The sequence below is a fragment of the Alicyclobacillus macrosporangiidus CPP55 genome, assembly GCF_000702485.1.
In the GTDB taxonomy this organism is placed as follows: Bacteria; Bacillota; Bacilli; order Alicyclobacillales; family Alicyclobacillaceae; genus Alicyclobacillus_H; species Alicyclobacillus_H macrosporangiidus_B.
The window spans coordinates 1,388,118-1,410,298 of sequence record NZ_JNIL01000001.1; the positions used below are offsets into that span (position 1 = coordinate 1,388,118).

Annotated in this window: 23 protein-coding genes; 10 read left to right on the forward strand and 13 right to left on the reverse strand. The window is 65.1% G+C overall.

The annotated features are described in order from the left end of the window. Window positions 1-13 precede the first annotated feature (13 nt). On the forward strand, window positions 14-181 hold the full coding sequence (locus N687_RS24355; protein WP_197029226.1) for a hypothetical protein: 168 nt from the start codon (window positions 14-16) through the stop codon (window positions 179-181). Next, complete coding sequence (locus N687_RS20795) at window positions 163-1,314, forward strand: uracil/xanthine transporter (RefSeq protein ID WP_197029227.1); 1,152 nt, start codon at window positions 163-165, stop codon at window positions 1,312-1,314. Before N687_RS24355 ends, N687_RS20795 begins: the two co-directional genes overlap by 19 nt. 108 nt (window positions 1,315-1,422) lie before the next feature. Here the strand turns inward: N687_RS20795 and N687_RS0107160 are convergent, their stop codons facing one another. The 7 genes from N687_RS0107160 to selD all read right to left on the reverse strand — a co-directional run bounded on the left by N687_RS0107160 (window position 1,423) and on the right by selD (window position 9,007). Then, on the reverse strand, window positions 1,423-1,920 hold the full coding sequence (locus N687_RS0107160) for a hypothetical protein (protein WP_029421205.1): 498 nt from the start codon (window positions 1,918-1,920) through the stop codon (window positions 1,423-1,425). Between the two features lie 222 nt (window positions 1,921-2,142). Then, window positions 2,143-3,054 (reverse strand): oligopeptide ABC transporter permease, encoded by a 912-nt coding sequence (gene opp4C, locus N687_RS0107165; protein WP_035462097.1) that lies wholly within the window; start codon window positions 3,052-3,054, stop codon window positions 2,143-2,145. A gap of 13 nt (window positions 3,055-3,067) precedes the next feature. Further along, the gene (locus N687_RS0107170; RefSeq protein ID WP_029421207.1) at window positions 3,068-4,027 is read right to left on the reverse strand and encodes an ABC transporter permease; all 960 of its coding nucleotides are present in this window, start codon (window positions 4,025-4,027) and stop codon (window positions 3,068-3,070) included. A 91-nt stretch (window positions 4,028-4,118) separates the two neighbouring features. Beyond that, complete coding sequence (locus N687_RS0107175) at window positions 4,119-5,084, reverse strand: ABC transporter ATP-binding protein (RefSeq protein ID WP_029421208.1); 966 nt, start codon at window positions 5,082-5,084, stop codon at window positions 4,119-4,121. 13 nt (window positions 5,085-5,097) lie between these two features. Further along, window positions 5,098-6,063 carry an ABC transporter ATP-binding protein gene (locus N687_RS0107180; RefSeq protein WP_029421209.1) on the reverse strand — a complete coding sequence of 322 codons (966 nt, stop codon included), beginning with the start codon at window positions 6,061-6,063 and terminating at the stop codon, window positions 5,098-5,100. A gap of 480 nt (window positions 6,064-6,543) precedes the next feature. Continuing rightward, complete coding sequence (locus N687_RS0107185; protein ID WP_029421210.1) at window positions 6,544-7,848, reverse strand: MFS transporter; 1,305 nt, start codon at window positions 7,846-7,848, stop codon at window positions 6,544-6,546. A 142-nt stretch (window positions 7,849-7,990) separates the two neighbouring features. Next, complete coding sequence (gene selD / locus N687_RS20800; RefSeq protein ID WP_231493588.1) at window positions 7,991-9,007, reverse strand: selenide, water dikinase SelD; 1,017 nt, start codon at window positions 9,005-9,007, stop codon at window positions 7,991-7,993. 150 nt (window positions 9,008-9,157) lie between these two features. Here selD and N687_RS0107195 point away from each other — a divergent pair, with 150 nt between their 5' ends. Continuing rightward, window positions 9,158-9,850, forward strand: coding sequence for a response regulator transcription factor (locus N687_RS0107195; RefSeq protein WP_029421211.1), 693 nt, complete (start codon window positions 9,158-9,160; stop codon window positions 9,848-9,850). A gap of 9 nt (window positions 9,851-9,859) precedes the next feature. Beyond that, window positions 9,860-11,092: a sensor histidine kinase gene (locus N687_RS0107200; protein ID WP_035462941.1), complete on the forward strand. Its 1,233-nt coding sequence runs from the start codon at window positions 9,860-9,862 to the stop codon at window positions 11,090-11,092. Between the two features lie 82 nt (window positions 11,093-11,174). On the opposite strand, the gene N687_RS0107205 is transcribed toward N687_RS0107200, so the two are convergent. The 3 genes from N687_RS0107205 to N687_RS0107215 all read right to left on the reverse strand — a co-directional run bounded on the left by N687_RS0107205 (window position 11,175) and on the right by N687_RS0107215 (window position 14,012). Then, complete coding sequence (locus N687_RS0107205) at window positions 11,175-11,951, reverse strand: lipoate--protein ligase family protein (RefSeq protein ID WP_051663025.1); 777 nt, start codon at window positions 11,949-11,951, stop codon at window positions 11,175-11,177. 69 nt (window positions 11,952-12,020) lie between these two features. Further along, complete coding sequence (locus N687_RS0107210; protein ID WP_029421214.1) at window positions 12,021-12,995, reverse strand: threonine ammonia-lyase; 975 nt, start codon at window positions 12,993-12,995, stop codon at window positions 12,021-12,023. 90 nt (window positions 12,996-13,085) lie between these two features. Beyond that, window positions 13,086-14,012: a LysR family transcriptional regulator gene (locus N687_RS0107215; RefSeq protein ID WP_051663026.1), complete on the reverse strand. Its 927-nt coding sequence runs from the start codon at window positions 14,010-14,012 to the stop codon at window positions 13,086-13,088. Between the two features lie 163 nt (window positions 14,013-14,175). On the opposite strand from N687_RS0107215, the gene N687_RS0107220 reads away from it, so the two are divergent. Beyond that, a complete protein-coding gene (locus N687_RS0107220) occupies window positions 14,176-15,441 on the forward strand; it encodes an adenylosuccinate synthase (RefSeq protein WP_029421216.1) in 1,266 nt (421 codons plus the stop codon). 86 nt (window positions 15,442-15,527) lie between these two features. Here the strand turns inward: N687_RS0107220 and N687_RS0107225 are convergent, their stop codons facing one another. Next, window positions 15,528-15,956, reverse strand: coding sequence for a hypothetical protein (locus N687_RS0107225; protein WP_029421217.1), 429 nt, complete (start codon window positions 15,954-15,956; stop codon window positions 15,528-15,530). Window positions 15,957-16,064: 108 nt separating this feature from the next. Between N687_RS0107225 and N687_RS0107230 the strand changes: the two genes are divergently transcribed. After that, a complete protein-coding gene (locus N687_RS0107230) occupies window positions 16,065-16,412 on the forward strand; it encodes a hypothetical protein (RefSeq protein ID WP_029421218.1) in 348 nt (115 codons plus the stop codon). Window positions 16,413-16,626: 214 nt separating this feature from the next. On the opposite strand, the gene N687_RS23795 is transcribed toward N687_RS0107230, so the two are convergent. Both N687_RS23795 and N687_RS0107240 read right to left on the reverse strand, forming a co-directional pair. Then, window positions 16,627-16,794: a hypothetical protein gene (locus N687_RS23795; RefSeq protein ID WP_156040073.1), complete on the reverse strand. Its 168-nt coding sequence runs from the start codon at window positions 16,792-16,794 to the stop codon at window positions 16,627-16,629. A 52-nt stretch (window positions 16,795-16,846) separates the two neighbouring features. Beyond that, window positions 16,847-17,998, reverse strand: coding sequence for a class I SAM-dependent methyltransferase (locus tag N687_RS0107240; RefSeq protein WP_081841661.1), 1,152 nt, complete (start codon window positions 17,996-17,998; stop codon window positions 16,847-16,849). Between the two features lie 229 nt (window positions 17,999-18,227). Here N687_RS0107240 and tenA point away from each other — a divergent pair, with 229 nt between their 5' ends. Genes tenA through N687_RS0107260 form a run of 4 tightly spaced genes read left to right on the forward strand, consistent with a single transcriptional unit; the run spans window position 18,228 to window position 22,162 of the window. Further along, window positions 18,228-18,896: a thiaminase II gene (gene tenA, locus N687_RS0107245; protein ID WP_029421220.1), complete on the forward strand. Its 669-nt coding sequence runs from the start codon at window positions 18,228-18,230 to the stop codon at window positions 18,894-18,896. 15 nt (window positions 18,897-18,911) lie between these two features. Further along, on the forward strand, window positions 18,912-19,874 hold the full coding sequence (locus N687_RS0107250; RefSeq protein WP_029421221.1) for a DMT family transporter: 963 nt from the start codon (window positions 18,912-18,914) through the stop codon (window positions 19,872-19,874). A 4-nt stretch (window positions 19,875-19,878) separates the two neighbouring features. Then, entirely contained in the window at window positions 19,879-21,513 is a 1,635-nt protein-coding gene (locus tag N687_RS0107255) for an ATP-binding protein (protein ID WP_051663027.1), read from the forward strand. Further along, on the forward strand, window positions 21,485-22,162 hold the full coding sequence (locus N687_RS0107260; protein ID WP_029423582.1) for a response regulator: 678 nt from the start codon (window positions 21,485-21,487) through the stop codon (window positions 22,160-22,162). The genes N687_RS0107255 and N687_RS0107260 overlap by 29 nt, the downstream gene beginning before the upstream one ends. Window positions 22,163-22,181 lie beyond the last annotated feature (19 nt).

Consider the following 22,181-nt stretch of genomic DNA (forward strand, 5'->3'; position numbering starts at 1 on the left):
AGTGGAACCGTTGATGCCATCTTCGCCAGGGATCGCCAAGACCGCAGCCGTCCAGCTGTTTGCGGGCGTCCAGTGGCTGGTGTTCATGTTCGCAAACATCGTCGTCATCCCCCTGTCCGTCGGTGGCGCGTACCACCTCGACGCGGGCAGCTCGCCGGGGCCATGTCCCGGTCATTCGTGATCACCGGCCTGGCCTGCTTGGTGCAGGTGTTCCTCGGACACCGGTTGCCGTTGATGGAAGGCCAGTCCGGCATGTGGTGGGGCGTCATCCTCAATCTCGCCGCCACCGGGACCGAGTCGGGCCTGAGCCTGCAGGAGGTCGGAGGAAGCATGGCCATAGGGATGGTGCTCGGCGGTTTGGCCGTGGTGCTGTGCGGCCTGCTCGGCATTCACCGGGTGTTGAACCGGCTGTTCACACCGGTCGTCATGGCCGTCCTCCTCTTCCTCCTGGCATCCCAATTGATAGACATCTTCTTCCACGGTATGGTCGGACTCGACGAGCGCACCTCCATCCAGCCTGGGGTGGCCTTGTTGTCCCTCGCCCTGGTGATCGGCGTCAGCGCGCTGACCATCGGCGCACAGGGCATCCTCAGCAACTTCGCCATCCTCATCGGATTGGCGGTGGGCTGGGTGGTGTATGTCGTGTGCTTCGGACCGTCGCACGGCGGTGCCGCGCCGCAATGGGGGCAGATGGTGGAACTGTACGCCTGGGGACACCCGGTGTGGCACACCGGCATCGTGGTGGCGTGTGTGGTGACTGCCCTCATCAATAGCACGAACACGGTCGCCACCCTCCGCGCTGCTGAGCCGCTGTTCGGCTGCCGCGTCGATGACCGCCAGTTTCGCAGGTCCTTCGTCGTGACGGGCGCCTTCACCGCGCTCTCCGGCCCGCTCGCGCTGGTCCCCTACGCCCCTTACACCTCGAGCATCGGCTTTTTGCGCACCACCCGGCTGTTAAATCGGGGCCCGTTCATCCTCGGCGCCATCCTCTTTCTGCTCATCGGATCGATCCCGCCGGCGACCGGGTTCTTCTCCACCCTCCCGGTCAGCGTCGGAGACGCCGTGCTGTTTGTCGCCTACTTGCAGATCTTCGGCTCCGCCCTGCAGAACCTGGAAGGCCTGTCCTTCAACTACCGGACGCTCTTTCGCCTCGCCGGCCCCACTCTGCTCGGATTGGCCATTCAGGCCACGCCCGCTTCCGCCTTCACAAGCCTGCCGGGGATGATTCAGGCCATCGCGAGCAACGGGATGCTCGTCGGCATCCTCGCCGCCGTCGTGTTGGAGGCGCTGGTGCCGTGGCATCGCTTCGAATGATGCCACCGTCCGCACACCGGCGCCCCGCTTCCCGGTCGGATCGCCAAGGCACGCCGCCGAGGCCGGAGCCGATCACCGCCGAACGGCTTTCCCCGCCCCTGCAGTCTGTCAGCCTCCGTTGGTCCCCCGCTGCCACGAAACCGACGTTCGCACCACCCGGCGCTCGCCGCCCTGGTTGAGCGTCAGCGTGAGGATGTGCTTCGCCGGATCCAGCACCGCGTCCGCCTGCACCACGCGTTTGCCTGTGGCGGGATCGACATAGTCGATGGTCAGCGTCGTTCCCCCGTCGAGCTGGTAATAGGTCTGCATCCATTCGATCACTTGGCTCTGGAGGCGATTCTCGGGTACCGCTTGATTCAGGTGCAGCACCATAAAATCTTCGTCGAAGCCGGAGGCGTCGTGCATCAGCTCCACGTGCCCGATGCCGTGATCCGATACGTACTGTCCGAACTCCGTGCTGGTCGTGGCGCGCACGGTCAACGCCTGCAGCGTCAGATGGGCGAACAAGCCGGCGAGGGCCAGCACGACCGCCGCGCCGAACAGGAACCAGAGGCGGTTGCGGCGCACACGCGCGGCGGAGGCGGGCGATTGTCCTGTGACTGACACATGGTTCACCTCACTTCGGGAGCCAGGGGTACCGCGGACATCTGGCAGCGGTTGGACCGTCCCCGGATGTCTCCTACGTTACCGAAGCTGCCGCCGTACGTCAAAAAGCAAACGGGTGCCCATGGGTACGCGGTAAACCAAAGGGGGAACCCCGATAAGGAGTTCCCCCGATTGGGCCGCCGGTGGACGCCGGCCGCATGGGTCCGGGTGCACACCGGACGCTCATTTCTCAAAGCTCGGGTCGAACGCGTCGCGCAGACCGTCGCCGATGAAGTTGATGCACAGGATGGTGATGGTGAGCAGCGCCGCCGGGGGCAGCCACACCCAAGGTTCAGTCTTGAGCGTGAAGTAGTCCAGCGCGTCGTTCAACACATTCCCCCATGACGGGTTGGGCGGCTGCACGCCGAATCCGATCACGGCCAGCGCAGCCTCCACCGCGATCAGGTTGGCCATCGTGAACGTCGCATTCACGACGAGGGTGCCCATGATGTTCGGCAGCATGTGGCGAAACATGATGCGCCACGGGCTCGCGCCCGCCATCTTGGCGGCCAGCACGAACTCGGACTCGCGCAGGTTGAGGAACAAGCCGCGCACCATACGGGTGGTCGGCGGCCAGAACACGACGGCGATCACGACGATCAACAGCCAGACGCCGGAGGAATTGAAGATCGACGTCAGCACGATGATGAGCAGGAAAAATGGGAAGTTCAGCATGAAATCGCAGAAACGCATGATCAGGCTGTCCACCCATCCGCCGTAGTAGCCGGCGAGGCCACCCAACAAGATGCCGATGGCCATCACGAACAGGGTGTCGACAAAGCCGATCAACAGGTCGTTGCGGCCCCCGTACAGGTCGCGGGAGAACAGGTCGAACCCGTTCTTGTCGGTCCCGAGCACATGGAGGCCGCCCGGCGGCGCATCCGTCTCCATCAAGTACTGATGGGTGGGATCCAGATGCGTGAACAGCGGCGCGGCGATGGAGATGAAGATGATCACCAGCAGCACAAACACGCTGACGACCGCCGCTTTGTTGTACATGAACCGTTCGAATGCCAACCGCGTCGGGCTCTTGCTGACCCGGCCGCGCGGCTGGGCCTGCGCCTTCTGCGGAGCAGTTGCAGTGCTTGCAGACATCGGATCACCTCCCTCAGTCGTAACGGATGCGTGGGTCGACCACGGCATACAGGATGTCCGCCAACAGGTTGCCAATCAGGACGCCGATGGCGATGAGCACCGTCGTCGCCATGATGACGTTGTAGTCTCGGCCATTGACGGCATCAATCACCAGCTGACCCATCCCCTGGTACTGGAAGATGCCCTCGGTGATGATGAGGCCGCCGACCATATTGCCGAAATCCAGGCCGAACTGCGTCACAATCGGGATCATGCCGTTGCGGAACACGTGCTTCGTGAACACGCGCCCTTCCTCCAGACCCTTGGCGCGGGCGGTACGCACGTAGTCCTTGCGCGAGACGTCCAGCATCGATCCGCGCGTGTAACGGCTGTATATCGTGCTGTTCACGAAGGCCAACGACAGGGCGGGCAACAGGGCGTGGTACAGGTGATCGCCCAGGCTCCCCGCATTCGCGCCGGTCCCGGTGGAACCCTGCGCCGGAAACCACTGCAAGTCGATGGCGAAGAAATAGATCATGAAAATCGCAAACACGAAGAACGGCACCGAGTACAGGCAGAACAGCACGATGTTGGACGTGTAGTCGAACTTCCCGTACGGGTTGCGCGCCTGCAGGATGCCAAACGGCACGCCGAGCGCGATGGTCAGCACCTCCGCGAGAATCCCGAGGATCAACGTGTTGCGGATGGCCGGGCCGACCAGCTGCGTCACCGGCACATGGTGGGTGAAGCTGAACCCCCAGTTGCCCGTGACGAACAGGCCGAGCCAATGCACGTATTGCCACCACAGCGGCTGGTCCAAGCCGGCGTTGTGTTCGAGTTGCTCTTTCAACTGCTCGATATCCTTAATGGCCGGATTCATAATCGCGTCAAATGCATTTCCTGGCGCCGCGTGCATGATGAGGAACACGAAGACCGTGATGAGGAACACCATCGGAATCATGCCGAGCACGCGGCGGACGACGTAGGTCCCCATGAAACCCCTCCTCCTGATGGCGGGGCGGCCTGCCGGCCGCCCCGGGCGTGCGTTGCGTCCGACCCCCTGTGGGGGGTGTCTCTGTCCAGGATCACGAATACAGGTGGCAGGCCACCAGATGGTTCGGCGCCACTTCTTTGAGCACCGGCCGCTCCATCTTGCACACGTCCATCACCTTCGGGCAGCGCGTGTGGAACGGGCAACCCTTCGGCGGATTGGCCGGGCTCGGCACATCCCCCTGCAGGATGATGCGCTCACGCCGCCCTTGGCGCTTCGGTTCCGGCGCCGCCGACAGCAGCGCCTCTGTGTACGGATGACGGGGATTCGCGTACAGTGAACGTTTGTCCGCCAGCTCGACCATGTGCCCGAGGTACATGACGCCGACGCGATCGCTGATATGGCGGACCACCGCCAGGTTGTGGGAGATGAAGATGTAGGAGAGATTGAATTCCTTCTTCAAGTCCATCATCAGGTTCAAGATCTGCGACTGGATGGACACGTCCAACGCAGAGACCGCCTCGTCGGCCACAATCAGCTTTGGGTTCAACGCGAGAGCGCGCGCGATCCCGATGCGCTGGCGCTGGCCGCCGGAGAACTCGTGCGGATACCTGTGGCGGTCATCGGCCCGCAAGCCCACGCGCTCGAGCAAGTGGATGACCCGCTCGGTCGCCTGCTTGCGGCTCACCCCGTTGACAATGAGCGGCTCCGCGATGATCTCCTCAATCCCCATCTTCGGGTTGAGCGACGCGTACGGGTCCTGGAACACCATCTGGAACTTCGGCCGCACCGCCCGCAACTCTTTGCCGTGCAGCTTTGTGATGTCCTGGCCGTCGAACACAATCTGGCCGGAGGTGGGCTCGAGCACCCGCATGATCATGCGCCCCGTGGTCGACTTGCCGCATCCCGACTCGCCCACGATGCCGAGCGTCTCGCCCGCCTTGACCGTGAAGGAGACGTCGTCGACCGCCTTCACATGGCCAACCGTCCGGCGCAACAACCCCGCCGTGATGGGGAAGTATTTTTTAAGGTTGCGCACTTCCAGCAAGTTCTCGCTCATCTCAATCGTCCCTTCATACGAGATCGCAGCGGACGAAGTGACCGGGTTTCACTTCGCGCAGCTCCGGCATCTTCTCCCGGCAGCTCGGCTGCGCGATCGGGCAGCGATCCGCAAACCGGCACCCCTGCGGGAACGCGGCCGCGTCCGGAACCGTGCCGGGGATGGAGTACAACACGTCTTTCTCCTCCTCCAGCGACGGGATGGACGCCAACAGCCCCTTCGTGTACGGATGCGTCGGTTCTGCGAACAGGCTGTCCGCGTCGGTCGATTCCACCACCTGGCCGGCGTACATCACCACCACGTGATCGGCCATGTCCGCCACCACCCCGAGGTCGTGGGTGATGAGGATGATGGACGTATCGAAATCCTCCCGCATCTTCTTCATCAATTCCAACACCTGCGCCTGGATGGTCACGTCCAGGGCGGTGGTGGGCTCGTCCGCGATCAAAAGCTTCGGCTCGCACACCATGGCCATCGCGATCATCACACGCTGCCGCATGCCACCAGACAGCTGATGGGGATACTCATGGACGATCTCGCTGGCCCGCGGTACCCCCACGAACTGCAGCATCTCGATGGCTTTCGCGAGCGCCTGTCGCTTCGTCATCTTGCGGTGGCGCAACAGCACCTCGGTGATCTGCTCGCCGATGGTCAACACCGGGTTGAGCGCCGTCATCGGCTCCTGGAAGATCATCGAGATCTCGTTGCCGCGCACGTCCGTCATCTCGTCCTCGGAGAGCTTGAGCAAGTCCCGGCCGTTGAACCAGATCTCGCCGTCCACGATCTTGCCTTTCGGCTTCGGCACCAAGCGCATGATGGACAGCGACGTCATGCTCTTGCCGCATCCGGATTCGCCCACGATGCACACGACCTGCCGCGGCTGCACCTCGATATCGATGCCGTCAACGGCCCGGACCTCAGCATCCTTGCTGATGAAATACGTCTTTAGGTTTCTAATGGCCAAGAGTGGTTCAGCCACCGCAAAACCTCCCCCTACTCACAAGTTTCCGCTCCCCGTTTCGGCCGTCGGGACTCGCGACGCACTGCCCGGCGTACACGCAACGCGACGTCTGCAATCTATCCATGGCGAATATCCAGTGGATGCGCGGGGCCGAACCGCCGTCGACCGTCGACCTGATTCGACACGTGACACACGGCTCTCATTGTAGCGTTGAGCCTCGCAGGTTGTAAAGCAGACTGAAAGAATCGGTAGTCTAGTCAGTTTACGCGCGGACGCCGCAATGAGACGACCTTGGAGACAACGGCCTTGATCGTAGGCGAAATATTCAGTCTCCCGGCTGAGCGGCGCCTGTGACAGGCGCGTCACGGGATTTTGTTGCACCTGTCGGTACATATTCTATGAAATTTATGGCCGGCTTACAATCGGTGACAGTTGGCATTTCGCGCAGGCACCCACCAACGACAGCGACCTTCGCCGACCGTCAGCTTCGCCGCTCCATCACAAGGACAACGGACGACCGGTGTCGGTCGCGTTTCGCCGCTGCGCGAAGTGGAACCCGGCGAAACACAAAGCCGGCAGCACGCACGCAGCCGATGCGGTCCCCAAGAGAGCTTGGACGCCCGCGTGATCGAAGAGCCAGCCACCCGCGATGGGCCCCACCATCCGGCCGAGCGTGGCGGTGCTGCCCACCAGCCCTTGGAGGAATCCCAACCGGTGAGGCGGGGCCAATTGGCCGATGGCGGCCGGCACGCTGGGCCACGCCAGGACTTCGCCCAAGGTCATCACCGTCATCGCCGTCACGAATGCCGGGTAGGTGTGCCAGATGGCGACCAGCGCGTAGGCGGCCGCATACAGGGCCACGCCCGTGACCATGTGCCAGGCCAGGTTGGGCACGCGCCGGACGACGGCGCCCACCAGCGGCTGGAGCCCGAAGATGAGCAGGCCGTTCAGCGTCCACAACGCGCTGTAGGCGGCCAGCGGATAGCCCAGGTCCTGCATGTAGACGGAGATGGCGCTCTGCCATTGCACGTAAATCGCCCATCCAACGGTGAAACCGACGAGGACGAGCGTGACGGGCCGCCACGGCACGCCACCCGATTCCACGGTCGGTGGGGCCGCCGCTGACGGATCCGCCACCGTCTGGGCTGACTCCGGTCCGCGGGCGGGCGCCTCCTTGGTCCGCCCGCTGTGCTCGACCCTGCCATTGCGCAGTTGCCAGAGCGCGCTGCGGAGGACCGTCCAGAGCAGGATCAACAGGACCACGTTTGCCAGGGCGATGCCCCAGAACACCGAGGCGAATGAGCGCTGTGCCACCACGCCCCCGAGCGCAGTGCCCGCCGCGACGCCGATGTTGTTGGCCACGTACATGAAGTTGTACGCCCGCCGGCCGCCGGCCGGCCAGGCGTGGCCGACGAGGGCGTTCAAGACAGGAAATGGGACCGCGCACGCGAGCCCGAAGACGGCCATGACCCCCATGTACGGCACCCACCCCCCGATCCAAAGGGGGACGAGAATACTCACCGCGCACACCGCAAACCCGGCGCTGAGCACCGGCAGGGCGCCGAACCGGTCATATCCTGCGCCTGCCAGGAAGCTGCCGGCCAACCCAGCGCCCGAATACACCAGGAGGACCGTCCCTGCGATGGTCATCGGCTGACCCAGGACCTGGTGGATGTAGATGGCGTTGACCGGCCACAACAGTGACAGGCCCGCGACGTTGAGGAAGCTGCAGGTCATCAGGAGCCACACCAGCGGTGGGACGGCCTTCACCCAGGTCCGCCCGCGCACCCACACCGTGTCCATACCACTCTCTCCATCGATGTGACGTTGCCCCGAGGAAGCGGAGCGACACGCCCACTCTTCTCACAGATTGGGCGTGCACCCACAGACGGCGCACGCCCGCCAAGGAAACAGTATAGCACGCCCGAGGCCGCCGCGGCCTGCCTTATTCCACCACGATGCCGGGCGCGCCCGCTTCGACGCGGCCGATCACGCGGGCCCACGCGACCCCCTCGGCGCGGAGCCGGCCCACGAACGCGTCCGCGCGGTCTCCCGGCAGCGCCATCAGCAGACCGCCCGAGGTCACCGCGTCGGCCAAAAGAACGCGAACCTCCTCCGCCACGTCCCGCCGATACGACACGTAGGGCCCCACGTGCGCGGCGTTCTTTCGGCTCCCGCCCGGCACGGCCCCCTGAGCGACAAAGCGATGCGCCCCCTCCAGCACGGGCACCTCGCCGGCCGCGATGTGCACGCAAACGCCGCTGCCGCGCGCCATCTCCAGCGCGTGGCCGAGCAGCCCGAAGCCCGTGACATCCGTGCAGGCGTGGACAGGGAACTGCCGCCCCACTTCCGCGGCCGTCCGGTTGAGCGCTGCCATCACGGCTGTCACGCGCTCAATGTCCTCTTCCCGCGCGAGTCCTCGCTTGATGGCCGTGGTGATGACGCCGGAGCCGATGGGCTTCGTCAGCACCAGGGCGTCGCCTGGCCGGGCACCCGCGTTCGTCCACACCTCGTCCGGCCGGCAGATCCCCGTGACCGCCAGACCGTACTTGGGCTCAGGATCGTCGATGGAATGCCCGCCGACGATCACCGCCCCGGCTTCCCGGACCTTGTCGGCGCCCCCCTGCAGGATCCGGGCCAGCACATCTGCCGGCAGCTTGGAGATGGGGTAGCCGACGACGTTGAGCACCGTCAACGGCCGCGCTCCCATGGCATACACGTCGCTGAGTGCGTTGGCGGCCGCAATCTGGCCAAACGCGTACGGATCGTCCACAATCGGCGTGAAAAAGTCGATGGTCTGTACCAAAGCCAACTCTGGCGACAACCGGAACACGCCCGCGTCGTCCAGCGTGTCCAAACCCACCAAAAGATCGGGGTGGGGGGTCGCCAGATCCACCTGCTGCATCACTTGAGCCAGGTCCCCCGGACCGATCTTGCACCCTCACCCGGCTTTCCCGGTCATCTGCGTCAGACGCAGCACGTCGTCCGCCATCCGCTTCACCTCCCCGGCGGTGATGGCCGCCGCTTCATTCAATGTACACATCCCCAATCCGGACTTTCAAGGGAGGTTCAATGGCCGGTGTTGTACAATGGGAGCAGGAGGGAGAACGAGGTGCGGATCCTCATCGTGGAAGATGAACAGCGGCTGGCCGCCGCGCTGGCGCAGCTGCTCAAGGAGCATCAGTATGCGGTCGACGTCGCGCACGACGGCAACACGGGGCTCGATCTCGCCCTGACAGACTGTTACGATCTCCTGGTCCTCGACGTCATGCTGCCGGGTCAAAGCGGCCTGGACATTGTCCGGCAGGTTCGGCAGGCAGGGCTCGACGTGCCCATCCTCCTGCTGACGGCCAAGGACACGGTCGACGACCGGGTCACCGGCCTCGACGCGGGCGCTGACGACTACCTGGTCAAACCGTTCGCCACCCGGGAACTCCTTGCGCGCATTCGGGCGCTCACCCGCCGAACCGGCAACGTCAGCGGCCCCGACACCCTGACCGTCGGACCGTTCTCCATGCACCTCGCCGAGCGGACCATCTTTCGCGACGGACAGCCGTTGTCCTTGACCGCGAAGGAATTCCAGCTATTGGAGCTGTTGATGCGGAACCACGGCAAGGTGATGTCCAAGGAGTTGATCCTCGATCGCGTATGGGGCCCGGACGCCGAAGTCATCGGCAACGCAGTCGAGAATTATGTCCACTTTCTGCGCAAGAAGATCGACGTCCCTGGCCAGCCGTCGTACATCGAGACGGTCCGCGGCGTCGGATACGTGTTCCGCGTCCGGGACAGCCAGGAGGAGAGGTGACAACCCCCCTTGTTCCGCCGCGTCCGCATCCGCATCACCCTGCTCACGCTCGCCATCGTGGTGTGTCTGTACGCCGTCTCTTCGATCGCGGTGTACAGCATCGTCCGCCAGGCGGTCCTCCACAACGTCGATGCCCGCCTGCTGTCCACCGTCCACGCCGCCGGCCCGGGCAATATGGGCCGTATCGTGACCACCCTGCCGCAGGGGACATGGATGGAGGTCCACACCGCGATCGGCGATTTTACCAACCTCACCCCCGACCTCGAACCCGCGCTCGACAAGTGGGTGGCGCGCCACCCCTCGGACAAGGCCTGGCGGGCGACCTGGCGCCCGAAGGCCGGGATGATTCTGCGCGTGCTGTACCTGCCGTTCGGCCCCTCCGGTCCGGGGCCCGATGCCGGATACGTGGTCATCGCCATCGACATCGAGCGAGAGATGGAGGTCCTCGATCGGCTCCGTGACGTCCTGCTGCTCGTGGGCGCAGGGGGGCTGGTCGCCGGCGGGATCGCAGGCTTCTATCTGGCCGAGCGCGTCCTGCGCCCCGTCCGCGAAGCCTGGCGGCGCCAATTGGAGTTCGTCGCCGACGCCTCGCACGAGCTGCGCACCCCGCTCGCCGTCATCCAGTCGAACCTCGGTGTCGTCCTGGAGCACACCCACGAATCCGTCGCCGACAACCTGGAGTGGATCCACAACGCGCACAGCGAAGCGCGCCGTCTGTCCAAGCTGGTGCAAGACCTGTTGACCCTCGCCCGCGGCGACGCCGAGGCGATGCCCCTGTCCCTGCAGCGTGTGTCCGTGGCCGAATTGGTGGGGAAAGTGGCCGAGCTGTTCGATCCGGTCGCCGCCGCGCGCGGCCTCCGCCTGGTGACGGATTGTGCGCCGGACGCGATCGTCAATGGGGATCCCGACCGGCTCCATCAGCTGCTCGTGATCCTCGTCGACAACGCCTGCAAGTTCACCCCCGAGGGCGGCACCGTCACCCTGCGCACACGGCGCCAGAAGCACACCGTCCTCCTCGAGGTGTCCGACACCGGCGTCGGGATCGCCGAGGAAAATTTGCCTCGGGTCTTTGACCGCTTCTTCCAAGCCGACCCAGCCCGCGCCCGCGACGGCTCGCACGGCCACGGGCTCGGCCTGTCCATCGCGAAATGGATTGTCGACGCTCACCGCGGCAAAATCTCCGTTTCGAGCCGGTTGGGGGAGGGGACGACCTTCACGGTGCAGCTGCCCGCGGCTGGGTGAGCAAGCGATCGCCACACCTCATCCGGCCGCTGCCGCGCCGACACACCGGCGCTGACGTGCCGTGTCCACGAGCCATGGCTCGTCAGAGCGCCGCGGCGGGACGCCACGTCCGGAAAAACGAAAGCAACGACTGGGCGGCCCAGGTCCCGGCCGCCAGCTCGTCCATGCCCGCCAGCGGGCCGGGCAGCAGATCGCGCAGCGTGACCGCCGTTCCTCGTTCCACCCGGTACGGGTTGCCGGCCAATTGGTAGAACCGGTTCATCTGCTCGACCATCCAGTCCATGTCGGCATCGACGGCGATGCACCCGTGCGCCAGCACGTAGCCGGGCCGGGTGGAGGTCATGCCGGCCAGCCCGCCTCGCCAGGCCTGGGCGGTGCCGATCAACTTCTTCCCGCCGACGAGGACGTTGTAGCGGCCGTCGCAATAGCTCCCTGGCAATTCGCCCGTTTCCGCCTCGAGGCCCAGCGAGCCGAGCCACCGCATCAGCGGATCGCAGAGCAGGCGGTAGAACGCGTCTGTCGTCGCCTGGGCCGTCGGCCGGGGGAACAGATAGGACACCTGGACCACCCCGGGCCCCTGCGGGACCGCGGTGCCGCCTGTCTGCCGCACGACCACGGTGCACCCCTCGGCCTGAAGCGCTGCCTGGGCGGCTCGCCCCGCGTCCGTCGCCACGTCCTTCTTGCTTAATCCGATGCCGGTCTTGACCGGACCCCGCCAGATCCGCACCGTCGGCCGCCGCTCGCCCCGGCCCACCTGCTCTCCGAGGATGACATCCAGGTCCATGTTGTGCTGCCCGTCGTCGATGTCATCCAGCCAGGTCACCTCGACACCCGCCGGCCACAACGCCGCATCCGACACTTGCCGACACCTCCCGCACGGTCATCCTCGAGGGTCCTGACGCCGTGCCATGCTTCCGGTCCCGTCCGTTCACCTCAACCATTCCGCCAACATCGACAGCTCCATGTTCCCACCGCTCAGCACGCACACCACCGGCCCATCCAGCAACTCGCCGCGCTCCGCCGCCGCGATCACGGCCGCCACCGATGTGGCGCCGGAAGGCTCGACGAGGATCTTGCACGACTCCAGCAACTGGACAACCGCGGTGCGGATGGTGTCCTCCGAGACCAGCGCGATGGCATCCACCCGCTTTTGCACAATCGGGAACGTATAGTGCCCCGGGTGATTGGTGCGGAGCCCGTCCGCGATGGTCTTCGTCTCCCCGATGTCCACCGGATGTCCGGCCTGCAGCGACAGGTAAGTGTCGTTGGCCAGCTCCGGTTCGACGCCCACCACGCGCACCCCTGGGATGCGCGCCTTCAGCGCCGTCGCCACACCGGACGCCAGGCCGCCTCCGCCCACCGGTACGAACACCGTCCGCACCCCGGGAAGGTCCTCCGCGATCTCCAGGCCGGCCGTCCCCTGGCCGGCGACGACCCACGGGTGATCGTAAGGCGGGACGAACGCCAACCCTTCCTCGCGGGCCAACTGTTCTGCCCGTTCGATCCGTTGGGAAGACATCGTCCCGCACCGGATCACGCGCGCCCCGTAACCTCGGATGGCCCGCTCCTTCACCGGCATCACCGTCTCCGGCACCACCACCGTGCACGGCAAGCCCACCAGGCTCGCGGCGTAAGCGACCGCCTGCCCATGGTTGCCCGACGAAGCCGTGATGACCCCGCGGGGTGGATTCGGCTGCTCCCGCAGCGCCAGCACCATGTTCAACGCGCCGCGGACCTTGAATGCCCCCGTCCGCTGCAAGTTCTCGCACTTTAAGTACACATCCGTGCCGGCCCGCCGCGATAAGGCCTGCGCATACAAAAGCGGTGTGCGCACCGCGTAGGGCGCAATCCTCCGGCTGGCCGCCACGATATCTTCCCATGTCACTTCCGGGTGCTGTGTCATGTCCGCCTCTCCTCTCCCGATGTCTTCATCCGCACGCCCGCGGCGCCGCGCAAGCACGGGCCTCCCGCGCCGTCCCGCGGACTCCGGCGTTCACACGCCCTCCGTTCCCGGCGCTCCCGCGGCGCCGTCCCCCGCGCGCATCCCGGATAAGGAGGCCGCGAACCGCGCCGCGCACGCGGGCAGCAGGCTGTCCCGCCGGGTCACCAGCGTGACCGTGCGCGCACCGAGGTCCACATCCGTAAGCACCACCACCGCCAACCGCCCGGAAGCGACGTCGCCCTCCGCCGACGAGCGCGGCAACACCGACCACCCGACGCCCAGCTGCACGAGGCGGCTGATGCTCTCGAGGCTGTCGGTCTCCATGGCGATGTCGAGATCGAGCCCATGCCGAGCGGCCAGCTCGTTCACCCAGTCCCGCAGGCCCGATCCGCTCCCCATCAGGACCGCGGGCCAGCGCCCCAAGTCGGTGAGCTGGAGGCGCCCGGCCCGCGCCACGTCGCTGTCCGGCGCCGCCACCAGCAGCAGGTCGTCACGCCACAAGGGCTGCGTCTCCAAGTCCTCGCGCCCCGCCTCGACGGTGGTGACGACGGCGAGATCGATCTCCCGGGCCTCCAACAACTCCAGCACCTCCCGGGAGGAGCCGGTTCGAACCTCGAACCGTACCCCGGGGTGCCGGGCCCGGTAGGCGGCCAGGACGGGTGGCAGCAGATAGATGGACGGGGTGAGCCCTGCGCCGATGCTGACCGTCCCGGCCTCCGGGTCGGTCAGGGTCCGGAGCTCCTCGCGCATCCGCCGGTCTTCGCGCAGGTACCGCTTGGCGTAACGGTACACCAGCTCCCCCGCCCGGTTGAGGACCAGTCGCTTACCGACGCGATCGAACAACGGAACCCCCAACTGCGCCTCGAGCTGCCGTACCTGGCGGGTCAACGTGGGCTGCGTCAGGTGCAGCGCCTCCGCCGCCTTGACCATCGTCTCCTGTTCAACGACCTGCACGAACGTCTCGTACAACGGATGCAACCTGGTGGCCTCCCGGCGCCGTTTATACGAAATTCGCATAGCGAGTATGCACGTTTTCGATTTTACACATAAATACCACGGGCGTACACTGCTGACGTAGAGGTCTGGCAGGGCGGCGCACCTCCATCTAGAGGCGTTCCGGCGCGCCGCCCATGGAGGAGGAATGCGTGTGGTTCACGCCGTCGTGGGGGCGCAATTTGGCGACGAGGGCAAGGGGAAGATGGTGGACTACTTCGCCGTCCAGGCGGACATGGTGATCCGCTACCAGGGCGGGGGCAACGCTGGCCACACCATCGTCAACGAGTACGGAAAATTCGCATTGCATCTGGTGCCCTCTGGCATCTTCAATCCGAAGACCGTGTGCGTCCTCGGCACCGGCGTCGTCATCCACCCGATGAACTTGGTCAAAGAATTGCGGACCTTGCAGGAGGCGGGCATTTCCACGGACAACCTGGTCATCTCGGAACGGGCGCACCTGGTGCTGCCCTATCACGTCTGGCAGGACCGGTACGAGGAGCAGGTCCGATCGGCGAAGGTGGGTACGACGCTCCAGGGCATCGGGCCGGCGTACCAGGATAAGACCGGCCGCTTCGGCATCCAGATGGGCGAGATGCGCGATGTCGCCCACTTCCGCCGCCGGCTCGAGGAGGCGTTCCGGCTCAAGTTGGAAAAGATGCCGGGAATGCGGGAGACGAGCGGATCGTTTGAAGAGATGTGGAACGAGCTGATGGCTGCCCGGGAGGTTCTGCTGCCGCACATCCAGGACACGCTGCCCGTCGTCCGAGCAGCGGTGGAGGCAAAGCAGTACGTCCTCCTGGAGGGGCAACTCGGTGTGATGCGCGATCTCGACTGGGGCGTGTACCCGTTCGTCACGTCTTCCAACCCCATCAGCGGGTTCACCAGTGTCGGCGCCGGCGTACCACCGACGGCCATCCAACGGGTGACCGGCATCACCAAGGCGTATACCACGGCCGTCGGGGAAGGGCCCTTCCCGACCGAGCTGAATGACGCCGTGGGACAACACCTGCGGGACCAGGGCGGCGAGTACGGCGCCACCACCGGCCGCCCGCGCCGCTGCGGCTGGCTGGATCTGCCCGCGCTGCGCTACGGGGCGTGGCTGAATGGCTACACGGACCTGGCGCTGATGAAGCTGGATGTCCTGAGCGGCCTGGAGGAAGTGGCGGTGTGCACGGGCTATGAGCTGGACGGCCAGGTGTACGACCTGCCGCTGCCCGCCTACCAACTGGAGCGCGCGACACCGCGGTACGAGCGGCTCCCCGGTTGGACCGAAGACCTGTCCTGCTGCCGTGCGTTCGACGAGCTGCCGGAAGCGGCCCAAAACTACGTGGCGTACGTGGAACAGGCCGTCGGCGTCCCGGTGAAATACGTCTCAGTGGGGCCAGAGCGGAACCAGACCATCGTGCGCTGAGGCGGTTGAACGGTGTGAAGGCGTTCGGGGGCGTTCGAGGGCGTTGGGGGGCGTCCGGGACCATCCGGCGCCCCGGCGCCGCGGGCTCACGTGCGCTCGGGCTGGTCCTGCACCCCGGCGTCGCCGCCCTTCACCATCGGCAAGTCCAGCAGCCAGTACCGGCGGGGTTTCCTCCCTTTTCCCATCCGTACCACGTCGACGAACCGCTCCCCTGGCGCGACGAGCACGGTCTGCCCGTCCTCGAGTTCGACGCGCCAAGCCCCGGGCAGGGTCGCAGGATCGTGGCGATTGACGCCCAGAAACGACGCCTCGTTGAACTGCAGGACGAACGCTTCCACCTCCGCCTGGGACAGGGCGCGCCCGGACGGATCCAGGATGCGCAGCACGCGGCCGGCATCCAGCTTCCGGTGAACCGCAAACCACCGCTCCAACGTCTTGTAAAACACGGACACGCTGAGCAATGTTCCGAGCAAACCGGCGACGATATGGCCCACCCAACTGGCGGTGTAACCCATGCAGCATCTCTCCCAAGGTCTGTCTGTGTAATCCCATCATACCACGGGTCCTGTGCGTGCCAATCGCAGAACCGCCACGGACAGCGTTGAGAAGGAGTCGACCGCCGCATGGCGAAAGGGATTCCCATCCGCCGCATCCCCCTTGGAACCGTCCACGTCATCACGAGAAAGACGGCTTTCGCGGAGGAAGACCTGGTTAGGAGAGGATTCCCCTTGATGTGGGACACCTTGGTCTTCGTGGTCGTCTGGGTGTTGGTCATCCCATTCTATGTCCACCTGTTGAGGAAGCGCAAGATCAGCTGGATGATGTTGGCTGGCGTGCTCCTGGTCGGCATCGGCGGCACGTGGATGCTTCTGACGCCCGGGCAAAGTGTCCACCGCATGGATACCGCAGGCGTTGGCATCTTCCTGTTGGGTGCCATATTGCAGGCGATGGACCACTGGAAGCGGAGGTGACAATGGCGTTCGACATGGAGCTGTCCGCGGCCGCGAGACGGTAACAAACGATTTGACGTTATGGCGTCATCGGATGGCGTCCATACACAAATTTTTGATGTTATGTCGGCACGGGCCAGGCTGATTAGGTGCAGATTTTTATGTAGAGGGGTCACCCGCAGCCTCGGCCGGTCTGGATAAATCCAACTCTGTTGCTATGATGGCTCAAGACGGTTCATGGAAATACAAATCGGTTGCTAGCCACCCGCGCGGGCGGCCGCATAAGGACAATCCGTTCACAACCGCCTGAACCGAGGTGCTGGCAGGCACCCTCGTCCCCCATCGCCCGTTCCAGCCAGGCCGCGATCACGTTCCGCAGCCCGGCCGAATTCCACACCGCCATGCCCCCCATTCCTGCCACCCGGCCGTGGCCCCGCACGGCCGGGCCAATACGCTCACCGTGGCCGCGCGACGATGCCGTTGTGCGCCTTGATGATCCCGTGCCGCAGGATCTCGAAGCCATTCTCGTACAGGTAAAGGCCCATCTGCTGCACGGTCATCAGCTCGCGGTAGGTGTAGTTCATCGCCTCCGCCATCACGTGGTAGAACAGGCGGGACTTCCACTGCAGCCGCGGCGTGGTGAGGATGGCGATCCCGCCGGGCTTCAAAAACCTGCGGTGAAAATCGATGCACTCCGGCTTGAACTCATCCGGAAAATGCTCCAACAGCCCGACGCTCAGGACCACGTCGAACTCCCGCCCGAACGGCAGGTTGCGGATGTCTTCCACCAGGAAGGACAGGTTCATCTGATCCTTGTACCATACCCGCGGGCTTCCCGTGGCCGGATTGAAGCCGAGGAACGGGTAGTGCTCGGGAAACTTGCCGAAGCGATCGGTGGCACAGAACTCGTCGTAGTCCACCAACACCGCCTCGCCCTCCGGGTACATGGCGTACAGCTGCATTGCCTCGTACCCATCCGCGGCCCCGAGGAACAGGATGCGCGGCCGTTCCAAGCCAAGCCCCTCGAACAGCCCGCGCTTTCCTCGCGGGTCCCAGATGGCGTCCTGCACGCGGTGGGTGTAATTCCATAGCGCCAGCTGCTCGTACTCCTCCAATAGCTCACCCACCCCCGCCCACTGGAACTGGATGGCTCTCTCCCATAACTGCCGCCGCAGCCGGCGCCGCTCCTCGGGCACATTCTGCATGAACAGCCGATGAAACGACCGGTTGAACATCTGCCAGGAGGTCCGCACCGACATCCGGTCGCCGTTTTGCTCCTCCCACAACCGCTTTCCGCTCGCGTAGTTCTCCACCCGGAAGGGCCGGCCCACGTCTTTCCACGTCAACACCGACCAGTCCCGCACCTGTCCGGTCTCGATGAACCGCGGCCACTCCTGCGGCCGCGGCGCCCGAAGGTCCGCGCGATAGTTCGAATGGACAAACGTCTGCCCAAAATGCCGCTCATCGTACGGACGGACGTCGCCGGACACCGTTCGATCCCGCTCGTCCTCATCGGGGGTCACCCGGTCCCATGTCTCCTCACCGGGTGTCACCCGATCCCGCGTCTCCTCCCACACCTCCAGCCGGTTCGGCTCGCGAATGGCCATTCTCATCCCGCTCCCCTTCAAACGAACGTTTGGTCTTATTGTATCAGACCCGAGCTGTTAGGAGACGGAACATTTCGAATGTCTGCCCATTGACCGGCGTTGCCTTTATAATTAGGTGCAGATTGCAGAGACGCCAGACTCGTTATGTTTCCAGTCCGCACGGGCCAGCCCCCTCTGGGCGGGCTTCCCGTCTGTCCTACCGGCCCGCGACGAAAGGAGCGAATCTCTCGTGTCATTCACCGCATCCCTCCGCCAGGCGGCGGACACCCTCTGGGAGGAGAGCTTCCGCCACCCGTTCGTGAGCGAGCTCGCTGCCGGGACCTTGGCGGTGGAGAAGTTCGCCCACTATGTCCAAAATGACGCCTACTACCTGCAGGTCTTCGCTCAGGTTCAGGCGATGGCCGCCGCCAAGTCGGGGGATCTCGCGTCTCTCGGCCGCCTGGCCGCCCACGCGCAGGCCACGGTCGAGGCGGAACTCGCGCTGCATCAGACGTTTTTCGGCATGCTCGGCATCGAGCGCGATCCCCTGTTTCTGCCCGCCCCGACCAACCACCGCTACACAACGCACCTCCTGACCGTGGCCCACCGCGGGACGGTCGGGGAGATCATCGCCGCCATCCTGCCGTGCTACTGGCTCTACTGGGAGATCGGCCAGCGATACAAAGACAGCCGTCCCAACCATCCGATTTACGACAAGTGGATCCAGACGTACGGCGACGAGTGGTTCGGGACATTGGTCAACGAGCAGATCGAGTGGCTCGATGCCTTGGCGGAGGCGGCCCCGGAGGCGGAGCGGTTCCGGATGCGGCGGCATTTCCTCATTTCCAGCACGTACGAGCTGGAGTTTTGGAACATGGCGTACACGCTCGAGCGCTGGCCCTTTGAGGAATCGCGGTGACGGAAGATGAGGGACATGGGACAAACGGCCGCCGCGCTGCCCGCCTCCGCGCCGGCGGAAAGGCTCAGGGGGCGGAGGACGAGCGGGATCGTCATGGTCCTCGTCGCCGCCACCCTGTGGGGCGTGTCGGGCACCGCGGCGCAACAACTGTTTCAAGCCCAGGGATTCACCCCCGGCTGGCTCGTCACCGTGCGCATGGGCGTCTCCGGGGTGGTCCTGTTGCTGCTGAGCCTGGCCACCGGCGGAATGCACCGCGTATTGTCCATCTGGGCCGATCCGCGCGGCCGCTGGCAAATCGTCATCTTCGCACTGCTGGGCTTGGCGTCCGTACAGTACACGTATTTCGCGGCCATCCAGGCCGGCAACGCCGCCACGGCGACCTTTCTGCAGTACCTGGGGCCCGTCCTCGTCGTCCTGTACGGCGCCCTGCTGCAGCGCCGCCTGCCCGATCGGCGGGAGTCGCTGGCCACCCTGCTCGCCGTCTTCGGGACGTTCCTGTTGGTGACCGGCGGATCGACTGCGCGGTTGTCCGTGTCGCCGGCCGCAGCCATCTGGGGATTCTTGTCAGCCGTCACCCTCGCCATTTATACCATTTATCCTGGACCCCTGATGGCCCGTTGGGGATCGGCGACGGTCATCGGGTGGGGGATGACCATCGGCAGCGTGGCCTGCGCCATTGGGCGCACGCCCTGGGATCTGGACGGGCAGCGTTGGTCCGTGTGGGCAGGCGTGCTGGTTGCGTTCGTGGTGATCGGCGGCACGCTGGTGGCGTTTTACCTGTACCTCACCAGCCAACGGTACATTTCCCCGGCGGAGACCAGCCTGCTCGCGTGCGCCGAACCCCTCTCCGCTGCACTGGCGGCCGTCGTGTGGTTGCACACCCCGCTGAGCCTTGGGGAGATCGCCGGGGGGCTGTGCATCGTCGCGACGGTGGCGGTGCTCGCCTGGGGAAAACGGCCTGCGGGAGGCGGAGGATGAGCGGATGAAGACCCAGTCGGAGAAGGCTCGCAAGCCGATGAGCCTGCGGGCCAAGCTCAACTGGTTCACCGTACTCAACGCCTTCGTGGGGTTGGCCTTTGTCACGTCTGGTTATGTGTACCTGACCATCCAGAGCGAGTTTCAGCACGCGGGCCAGCAGGCGCTGGATGTAGCCGAAGTGGTCGCCACGATGCCGCAGGTCATCGCCGCCTTTCATACGAAGGACCCGGCGGCCGTCATCCAGCCTATTGCAGAAGCCGTCCGAAAAAAGACAGGCGCGCAGTTCGTCGTCGTCGGCAACATGCAGCTCATCCGGTACAGCCACCCCAATCCGGACCAGATCGGCAAGCACATGGTCGGCGATGACAACACCCAGGTGCTTCAGGGAAAGCCGTCCATCAGCGAGGCGGTCGGCACGCTCGGCCTCTCAGTGCGAGGCAAAGCGCCGATCTTCGATCACGGTCAGCAGATCGGCGTCGTCTCCGTGGGGTATCTGGTCAGCTCCATCTGGAGGCGCTTATTCGTTTCCCTGTGTGACATCGTAGGGCTCGGGATGGCCGCGTTGCTGTTGAGCCTCATCGGTGCCAATCTGCTGTCGAGGCACGTCAAGCGGCAGATCTACGATATGGAGCCGAGCGAGATCGCCTTCTTGACCCAGGAGCAGACGGCCATCCTGGAATCCATCGAGGATGGGATCCTGGCTGTCGATGAAGAGGGCGTGATCAAAGCGTGCAACCTTCAAGCCGCGCAATTGCTCGGTCGCACAGAAGGGGACATGGTGGGCAGGCATCTCTCCGAGGCCATTCACCATCCGGGGCTGCGGCGCTTGTTGGTGGAGGGACCGGATCGTGTGGCCCAACCGATGATCCTCGGCGACCAACTGGTGTTGGCCAAGCGGACACCGGTCCTGTTGAACGGAAGTGTCATCGGCGCGGTGACCACCTTTCGGCCACAGCAGGCGCTGGATCAAATGGAACGGCGCCTTGAGGATCTCGAACGGCATGCGGAAGCCCTGCGCAGTCAGCGGCACGAGTTCATGAACCGGCTGCACACCATCGCCGGGTTGATCCGGCTCCAGGAGTACGATCTGGTGCGTGAACTGATCGATGAAGTCCAGCAGGAACAAAACGACGCGCTGTCGTTTTTTGTCACGCGCATTCGAGACTCCGCCGTGGTCGGAATTTTGGTTGGCAAAATGCACCGAGCGAGGGAACTGGGGATCGATCTCGTGGTCCATCCCGACTCGCACGTGGGGACCCCCTGCCCCCATCGCGAAACGGTGGTGACCGTTCTGGGCAACGCCATCGAGAACGCGATGGAAGCGCTCTCAAACCCGCGGGCGCCCGAGCGCCCCAAACGGATCGAAGTCCTCATTCAGGAGCGGCCGGACCAGCTGTGGATGACCGTCCGCGACACCGGCCCCGGGATTTCGCCCCAGCTCGGCCAGCGGGTCTTCGAGGATGGGGTTACCACAAAAGGCCCAGGTCGGGGATTTGGGCTGTCGCTGTGCGCGCGGCTGGTGGCACGGGCCCATGGCCGTCTGGCCATCGTCTCATCGACGGAAGGCGCCACGCTGGAGATGAGTCTGCCGACGGGAGGGACGAAGGACGGTGCCCATTCGAACGCTGATTGTGGATGATGATTTCATGATCGCCCGGGTGCATGCCAAGTTTGTCTCCGGGCAGCCGGGATATTTGGTCGTCGGGGAAGCGCACGCGGGGCGAGAGGCGCTGCAGATGGCGAAAGAGCGCAAGCCCGACCTGATTGTGCTCGATGTGTACCTGCCGGACATGCCCGGGCTCGACGTGCTGGCGCAGCTGCGCGGCCACGGCGGGGCTTGCGATGTCATCCTCATCACCGCCGCGAAGGAGACGGAGGTCGTGGAGCAGAGCTTCCGGCTCGGCGTCTTCGACTACCTGGTCAAACCGTTCGATCTCGAACGGTTGAGCGTCTCCCTGCGCAAGTACGCCGAGTACCGTAAACGACTCACGGGTGCGTCCGAGTTGGACCAACGCCGGATCGACGATCTGCAGAAACTGCGCTGGCCCGCGGCGGGCGTCAAGGCGGGGACCGAATCGGGGATCGATCCGCGCACGCTCGAGCGGATCGCCCGGTGCATCGAAACCTCCGCTGCAGCCCAGACCATCTCCGACATCGCCCAAAGGGTCGGCGTCAGCCGATCCACCGCCAAGACCTACCTCGACTACCTGGTGGCGCGCGGTGACGTCGTGGAGGAACTGCAGTACGGAAGCGTGGGCCGACCGCGCCGGCTCTTTCGAAAAGCCTAGCGGGCCGCCGGAACGTGCA